A 7,656-nucleotide genomic window follows, 5' to 3' on the forward strand; every position below is an offset into this window, starting at 1 on the left:
TCCTTGCCGCCCTCCGCCTGATGCTCGCCGAGGCGTTTCCCGCCGAGCGCGGCGGCCTTCTGGTGGGTGTGACGCGCTTGGCCGTCCCTGGCTTCGCGCTTCGAGCACTGTGCGATTCGACGGCGGCCGCTCAGGCCGTCCTCCATGCCGTCATCAACTGGCTGCGCGCAGAGTGGCACGGCGAGGCGGCGCTCGAGCTCAGGAAGCTCTGATGGCAGCACCGCGCGCCGCCGCCTCTGATTGCTAGCGCAACGCCCAGTCGCCGCCGATCGCGTCGTCGAGCTGGCTGCGCCTCTCGTCGCACAGGGTGCCACGGCGCAGGTCCGCCCGCTGTGCCTCGAGCCAACGGCCCAGCCGGGCTTCGTCGAGGGTGCCTGCGGTCGGTTCGGGCGTCCGGGCGTTTGTCCGGTGGAAGGCGGCAAGCCGCTGGAGAGTGCGAGCGAACAGCGCGTCGGCGTCCTGCGGCGGATCCGAGATTCCCGCGATCTGGCGAGCAAGCTCTCGCCGTGTCATCCCGTCCATGAAGACTCTCCACATCGGTGTGTGCGCTGGCAATAATCTGGCGGGTCCGCGTGCTCAGGGGCACGCGGACCATCTGGCGAGTGGTTCAGGACCGACGCTCTGCCACAAGGTCTTGGTCCTGCGCCGCAAACCCGATCTGAGACGTTCAGCGCCAGTCACGATCCTCTCGTGTCAACTCCGGTCGCACGGCCAGACTCGCCAATCCTTGCGGTAGACCTGTGCAAGTCCTCAGCTATCCGGTTCCGTAACCAGCTTTAAACATGGGAGACACTCCGCCGCAAGCTCGCCTCCCTAAACTGGAATCAGTGATCGCACCGGCGGGGCAGTCAGCGCTCCGGGTGGGATCCACGTCATCGGTCGAGGCGGGCCAAGCCTGTGATAGACCGGACGGCATGACGACAGCCGAACAGACTGGCGAACGCCTTCGGGTCCAAGTTCCCATGCGCTGGGGGGACATGGACGCCTACGGGCATATCAACAATGTCCAGATCGTGCGGATGCTGGAAGAGGCCCGCGTGGCTGCCTTCGGCCCCCCAGGCGGAACCGGAGCCTCCGGCGTCGACCCGCTCGTTCCACTCTTCTCCGATGTTCCTGACGGGACTCTTGCGCTCGTCGTCGAACATCGGGTGCGCTATCTCAAGCCGCTCGACTACCGCAACGTGCCCGCGGCCGTCGACGTCTGGGTGAGTGGCTTGAAGGCCGCCGCGCTCACGCTCGATTACGTCATTCACGACCCCGTCGATGGCCACGAATGCGTGCGGGCGACGACGGGGCTCGCCTTCGTCGACGAGGCCTCCGGACGTCTCCTGCGGCTGACGGAGACCCAGCGCGAGCGTCTCGCGCCCTACGTAGGAAAGGGATTGTTCGAGCGCTGAGCCCTGAGACGTGCGCGTGTTGGACATGTAAATCTCGCCTCCCCCATGACAGGATTGCCGAGGCGCCCTGAGCATCGTCGGTATGGGGCCGACGGGTCACGGCGTCCTCATTCCACAAGGGGAAAACATGTCTTCTTCGCCTGGCTCGCCAACTCAGCAGCAGCCGCTGTACGGCGCTCCACAGGCTCCGCGTCCGAGCGCAGCTCTCGTGATCGTCGCACTCGTCCTCGGGGCGATCGCGTTCCTGTTCAGCTTCATCCCGGTGGTGAACTTCCTGGCGTTCATCCTCGGGCTTGCTGCGTTCATCTGCGCACTGATCGCGCTCATCCGCAAGATGGGCGGCAAGGCGATGGCGATCATCGGTCTCGTGCTCGCCGTCATCGCGTTCGTCGTCGCGGTCATCGTCAACATTGTCGTTGCGGCAGCCGTGAGCTCAGCCTCGAACGAGATCTCGAAGAGCCTGGCGACGTATTCGGCCAAGGCCAGCGCACAGCACTCGATCCAGTACAAGGTGACGACGAGCGGTGCGGCGAGCGTGCACTATTCGACGCCGGACGGCAGTGGTCAGACTGACGTCACGGCTGACTGGTCGAAGGACGCCACTTCGACCGGGTTGACCTTGGCCTCCGTGTCGGTGATGGCATCGGACTTCTCTGACAAGAGCGCTTCCGTCTCGTGCGAGATCCTCATTGACGGCAAGAGCATCGCGAAGCAGAGCGGAAACGGCGCCGGGGCGTCGGCTTCCTGCTCGGGCTCGGTCCAGTAGCGCGAGGAAATGGCCAGAAGGGCGGCTGGGTTGCGAAACCCGGCCGCCCCTCGCTTTTTCAGCTCATCCCCCGCACAGCCCGATGAACGCTCCGAGCTCCTCGAGCGCGGCCGGTTTGGTGGGCAGATACGCGGTGAGGCGAGGGGAGCGGACGACGACGGCGCGCCACTTCGCGCGTGACACCGCCACATTGACGCGGTTCCGATTGAGCAGGAACTCCATCCCGCGTGGAGCCTCACCGGGGTCGGAGCACGCCATCGAGACGATGGCCACGACCGCTTCCTGGCCTTGGAACCGATCCACGGTCCCGACCGGTGTTGCACCGAGCCCAGCCTCGTCGAGCTTGGTCCGGATGAGATTCACTTGCGCGTTGTAGGGAGCCACCACGATGACATCGTCGGGGCCGAGCGGTCGGGTCTCGTTACCGTCGGTCCACGTCAGCCCAACATGGGCCTCCACCTGGCGCACCACTTCAGCGGCTTCTTCCACGGACGCGGTCGCGTTGCCGGAGTGCTCGACGAGCACGGTCTCGACCCCGGCAGGCATCTCAGCGAGAGTCCGCGACGTGGCCGGAGGCGCGGACTGCAGCCGGCCCTCGTAGGACAGCCGTGAGACTGCCGCACAGAGTTCCGGCGCCATCCGCCACGACTCGGGCAGGAAGTACCCGTAGTCGTCGGGCAGCACCGCCTCGCCGTTGGCGAGCCAGCCCAGCGCGGACTCGTCGACGGGCTCGGGATGCTGCCCTTGGCTCACTTGAGGAAGCTGCTGAGGGTCGCCGAGCAGCAGAAGCCGGGAAGCGGCACGGCTCACGGCGATCGTGTTCGCAAGCGAGAACTGGCCGGCCTCGTCGACGACGAGCAGATCGAGTGCCCCGGCAGGGACGGAAGAACTGGTCATGGTCCATGCCGTCCCGCCCACGAGGCACCCGCCCGGGAGACCGAGGATCGTCGAGACGTCCTTGTCGCCATAGTGGCACCATGGAACGGCGGTCCCCGGGTCGGTCCCGTCCTTGAGCTTCTTCGCCACCTTGTCAGCTGGGACGCCGGCCTCGATCGCCCGGCACAGGACGTTCTCGACCACGGCGTGAGAGTTGCCAACAACCCCCACCTTCCACCCCGACTCCACGAGTCGCATCACCACCTGGCTCGCAACGTACGTCTTTCCGCTTCCGGGAGGTCCCTGCACGGCGAGGTACGAGCGGTCCAAGAGCCTCACGGCGGCCTCGATCGTCTGAGGCAGGACGGAGATGTTCGCCGCGGAGGGCAGGCGCGCGCCCCCGACAGTCCGTGGCGTGAGCCGGCGTAGGAGATCGACGGCAGGCTGCTCGATCATCTCGGGCAGGGCTTCCGCAGCCCGGACCGCGAGCTCCCGCTGCGCTTCCTCGATCGATTTCGACCCGGGTGGCTGGTCTTCGGTCAGCGCGACGGGGAGCTGCCAGTACGCCTCCATGCCCGTTCGGGTCTTCTCGACGATCTCCAGCACGTCGTCCAGGCCCTCTGAGCCGACGCTGAGCAACGCGGTGTTGCCGAAGCCATTGCGGCCAAGCCCTTGAGAATCCGTGGGCTTGAGCGGCGAGGGCAGCGGCTGCGCGAATTCGCGGAACCACGTCCGGCTCGTTCTGAAGTCGGAGCCGGGCGCGATCCGCCCACGCAGCCTGAGCGTGCGCGCAAGCGTCTTCTTGTCCGGCTCCCAGTCTTTGAGGACCTCCGCCTCGCGCACGACGAACGCGTCTCGAACCCCCTCGAGCTCGGTGACGGGCCGTTCAAGCCGGTCGAAATGCGCCCACCAGTACGACTTCCGCTCCCTTGGGTAATACCGCACAGCCGCTGCTAGGAGCGCGATGGCGGTGTCATCCGCCGCGGCCTGGCTGTCCCTGGTGCCTGCCTCGGTGCCGTCGCTGCCGCGCCTGGCGAGGTACGCGAGGAGTGGCGCCTCCGCAGGCTCGGGCTCTTCGACGCTCGACGGCGGTGCCTCCTCGCGGGGCACAGCCTCGGCTCCGGGACGCAAGGCCCCGACGTCCCGCAGCCAGCGATCGAGCCGAAGCGTGGAGACGCAGTCGTCCTCGTTGTACTCCAGGATCAGCTTGAGCAGTCGCTCCGCCTCGGCCTGATCGCCGTCATTCCTCGCGGTGGTGAATGCGGCGTAGATCTCCACGGATCCCGCCGCGCTCTGGAGCTCGGCCGTCCGCAGGTCAGCACCCATGTACAAGGGCTCGAGCTTCTTGATCGAGTAGGACCGCTCCGAGATGCGGATGCTGTGGCGGACAGTTTCATAGAGGTCCACGAGCAGCCCCTCGCGCAGCCACGTGTCGATCACGCCCTCGGCCGCCGCATGGCGTTGGGACAAACGTCGCAGTGCAGTCTTCTCGTAAGAGGCGTAGTGGTAGACGTGCATGCGAGGGTGCCGCGACCGTCGTTCTTCGATGTAGGCGACGAAGTCGAGGAACGCCTGCTTCTCCTCGGCGAGGGTGTGGGCGAGGAACGGCCGGAACAGGGGAGCCGCGCCTTCCACGGGAGGCTCGAGCACGCCGAAGAGGTACTCGATGCCCCAAAGTCCGGTCGCGGCGTCCTGCCACAGCGGATCCCCCTCGAAGTCGAAGTACACGTCCCCCGGGTCAGACGCCGGGAGAGCCGCGATCGTGTGCTCCGGGAGGACCTTGAAACGGACCTCGTGCGCGGGTTCGTCACCGTGCTCGGGAGCGAGCGCGCCGCCGTCGCCCGCCTCCAGCCCGATCTGAAAGCGCGCTTGGTCGCGCAGACGGAGCAACGTGGCATCCCCCACGGGTTCGGGCAGGGCCGCGAGCTCTTCGACCGTTCGGACGCCTGCATCTCGCAGCCTCTTCCGCCGCGCCAGATTCATTCCCGCGACGAGCAGCACATCCCGGTGCTCGCGCACCTGCACAGTGCAGTATTCGCAGCGGCCGCACGCCGCGATGCCCGGGGTATCCCACCGCGCGGCCGAGCCCAGCGCGAGGTGCTCTGCCGTGAGCTGGGTGAGTCTCCGCCGTCGTTCTCGATAGGCCGGAAGCAGGTCTGGAAGGCTGAAGGAAACCTCCTCCTTCGTCCCGAGGATCAGGCTCACGCGGTCGGAAGGCAGGAACCCGGCTTTCTCCAGCTGCTCCGCATAGGCGGCGAGCTGGAGCAGCGCCTCGACCTTCGCGTGGCGGGCGAGCTTGGTGTCGAACACCTGATAGCGGCCGTCCGGCTGGCGGACCAGGAAGTCGGAGCGGCCGTGAAAGTGGCCGTCGAAGAAGCCGGCCTGATAGACGACGTCGGCCCCGCTGCGAAGTGCATCCAGCGATTCCTCGTGCTTCGCCTCCAGAACGCCGCGCTCCATGGACTCCGCCTCGGAAATCTCGGCGACTCCTCCTGGGCGGCCGGGAGTCCACGGCCCATGGAGGGCACGGAACTCGTCGAGGACCCTCAGCTCGTGCCGATCCCCAAGGCGAGCGGCGCGCTCGCGCATGGGGTCGTCGACGGTCAGCTTCGGGGCGAGGCCGAGCTTTTCGTCGAGCTGCCGGAGCAGCGCGAACTCGCACTTGGCCGCGATGACCACGTCCGAAGCGGAGAAGACCAGCTGGCTCTGGCCGTCGAGGAAGAACATGACACCATCTCACCACCGCCCACCGACATTTCTGCGGCACACCGGGGTCGGGAGCCTCTGCTATCGGTATCAACTCGTTGCGTCGGCTTAATATGCTGGAAACCCAGACCGTAGAGTCTAGGAAGGCCGACTGTGCGTCACAATGGTTCGTCACAGTTGGTCACCTTGCGCCCAACCCGGCAGAAACCGGCAAGCATAGGGAGGCAAGGGTGATCCACGTAACGAGAGGGGATGGGATGGCGAAGAACGCCTCCGACAAGTTGGAAGCCCGACTCAAGGCAGTGCTCGAGGGCCTGGCCGAGGCCCGATGGGCGGGTGAATCTCCCAATGCCGGTGCCGTTCTTGCTCACGCGGTGAACCTCGTCCCGTTCGACGAGAAAGAGGCAGAGCTGCTCTCCGGCGGCATTCCGCGGGGCCACAAGGCGCTCACCACGGCCACGGCGAAGCTTGTGAAGGCCGGCTGGATGGTCAAGGGCCGCTCGGGCTGGTCGATCACGGATGACGGGCTCCGGGCGCTGGTCGCCTTCCCGACTGTGGACTCGCTGTCCCAGGCGCTCGCGGACGGCACCCCGATTCCCGCCGACGTCGCGGTCCCGACCGAGTCTCCGGTCAAGAAGCCCACCAAGAAGAAGGCCGTGGCGAAGGCCGCCAAGCGCGCGGCCGCGGAGAAGGAGCCGACGGCAGTCGAGGCTGCCGAGCTCCTGGCCGAGGCAGCGGAGGCGAGCGTCGTCGAGGAGGCTTCCTCGAACGGTGTGGTCCAGCCGGAAACGGTGGCGATCGCAGGCGATTTCGCGTCCCACCTCGGTGCCCCCGCAGACTGGGAACCGGGCCTCGACGAGGTGCAGATGGCGCTCAACCCCGAGAGCAAGCGCTGGACGCGCACGGTCAACCTGCCCGCCGGCACGTACACCTTCAAGATCGCCATCAACCGTTCGTGGGATGAGAACTACGGCGCGTTCGGCCACCCGAACGGCGCGAACCACGAGCTGACGCACGACGGCGGTCCCGTCACCATCGAGTACGACCACCGCACGAAGGACGTCGCCTTCTCCTGAAGGTTGTCCACATAGCGCCGCGTTGAGGGGCGCGCACAGCAGCGTTCGCCTAGGGTGAATGAGTCAGATCGTCACCTTGGCACATCGTCACCTTGGGGGGAGAAGTCCATGCTGCTGCGCGCGCCCCGCGCCATCGGGTTGGCGCTCGCGGCCGTCGTCCTTCTGGTCGTCTCGTGGCTCGTTGGGCTGATCGACCCTCCGGGCCTCGCCTCGCCGGCGCCCTGGGCGGGCTCCCAGATCGGAAGCGTGCCGGCCGAGAGGCTCGCGGCGGCGAAGACCGCGCTGGCATCGATCCACGTTCAAGGGCGGGCCCCCAAGACGGGCTACACGCGTGAGCGCTTCGGGGAGGCCTGGGACGACGTCGACAGGAACGGCTGCGATACGCGCAACGATGTCTTGGCGCGCGATCTCAAGGCCGTCGTCTTCACCAAGGCCTCTGCGCACTGCATCGTGGCCTCGGGCGAGCTCGACGACCCGTACACGGCGAAGCGCATCTCCTTCGTCCGCGGGCAGCGCTCCGCCGAGGTGCAGATCGACCACTTGGTGCCGCTCTCGGACGCGTGGCAGAAGGGCGCCCAGCAGTGGACTGCAGAGCAGCGGCGGAAGTTCGCGAATGATCCGTCCAATCTCCTCGCCGTCGACGGTCCGGCCAATCAGGAGAAGGGCGACGGGGACGTGGCCACGTGGCTTCCGCCCCAGAAGTCGTTCCGCTGCGAGTACACGGTTCGGATCGTGGAGATCAAAGCCCGGTACGGGCTCTGGATGACGGACGCCGAACGCAGTAAGGCCGGGGAACTGCTCGGCCAGTGCCGAACGACGTAGCTCACCCGAGGTA

The 7,656-nt window shown here is 66.9% G+C and carries 6 protein-coding genes and 1 pseudogene; 5 read left to right on the plus strand and 2 right to left on the minus strand.

Going from position 1 to position 7,656, the window contains the following annotated elements:
• Positions 1-212, plus strand: a pseudogene (locus tag ACTHL9_RS05185) (urease accessory protein UreD); the annotation flags it as partial.
• A 31-nt stretch (positions 213-243) separates the two neighbouring features.
• Here ACTHL9_RS05185 and ACTHL9_RS05190 read toward each other — a convergent pair.
• Positions 244-522 (minus strand): helicase associated domain-containing protein, encoded by a 279-nt coding sequence (locus tag ACTHL9_RS05190; protein ID WP_440517781.1) that lies wholly within the window; start codon positions 520-522, stop codon positions 244-246.
• A gap of 392 nt (positions 523-914) precedes the next feature.
• On the opposite strand from ACTHL9_RS05190, the gene ACTHL9_RS05195 reads away from it, so the two are divergent.
• Both ACTHL9_RS05195 and ACTHL9_RS05200 read left to right on the plus strand, forming a co-directional pair.
• Positions 915-1,397 (plus strand): acyl-CoA thioesterase, encoded by a 483-nt coding sequence (locus tag ACTHL9_RS05195; RefSeq protein ID WP_440517782.1) that lies wholly within the window; start codon positions 915-917, stop codon positions 1,395-1,397.
• A gap of 127 nt (positions 1,398-1,524) precedes the next feature.
• Positions 1,525-2,163 (plus strand): MmpS family transport accessory protein, encoded by a 639-nt coding sequence (locus ACTHL9_RS05200; RefSeq protein ID WP_440517783.1) that lies wholly within the window; start codon positions 1,525-1,527, stop codon positions 2,161-2,163.
• A 63-nt stretch (positions 2,164-2,226) separates the two neighbouring features.
• Here ACTHL9_RS05200 and ACTHL9_RS05205 read toward each other — a convergent pair whose 3' ends face one another.
• Positions 2,227-5,766, minus strand: a complete 3,540-nt coding sequence (locus ACTHL9_RS05205) for a TM0106 family RecB-like putative nuclease (protein WP_440517784.1) — start codon at positions 5,764-5,766, stop codon at positions 2,227-2,229.
• Positions 5,767-6,002: 236 nt separating this feature from the next.
• Between ACTHL9_RS05205 and ACTHL9_RS05210 the strand changes: the two genes are divergently transcribed.
• Entirely contained in the window at positions 6,003-6,821 is an 819-nt protein-coding gene (locus ACTHL9_RS05210) for a pullulanase X25 domain-containing protein (RefSeq protein WP_440517785.1), read from the plus strand.
• A 108-nt stretch (positions 6,822-6,929) separates the two neighbouring features.
• Entirely contained in the window at positions 6,930-7,643 is a 714-nt protein-coding gene (locus ACTHL9_RS05215; protein ID WP_440517786.1) for an HNH endonuclease family protein, read from the plus strand.
• Positions 7,644-7,656: the final 13 nt, after the last annotated feature.

The sequence above is a fragment of the Sinomonas sp. genome (genome assembly GCF_051955515.1).
Taxonomy (GTDB): Bacteria; Actinomycetota; Actinomycetes; order Actinomycetales; family Micrococcaceae; genus Sinomonas.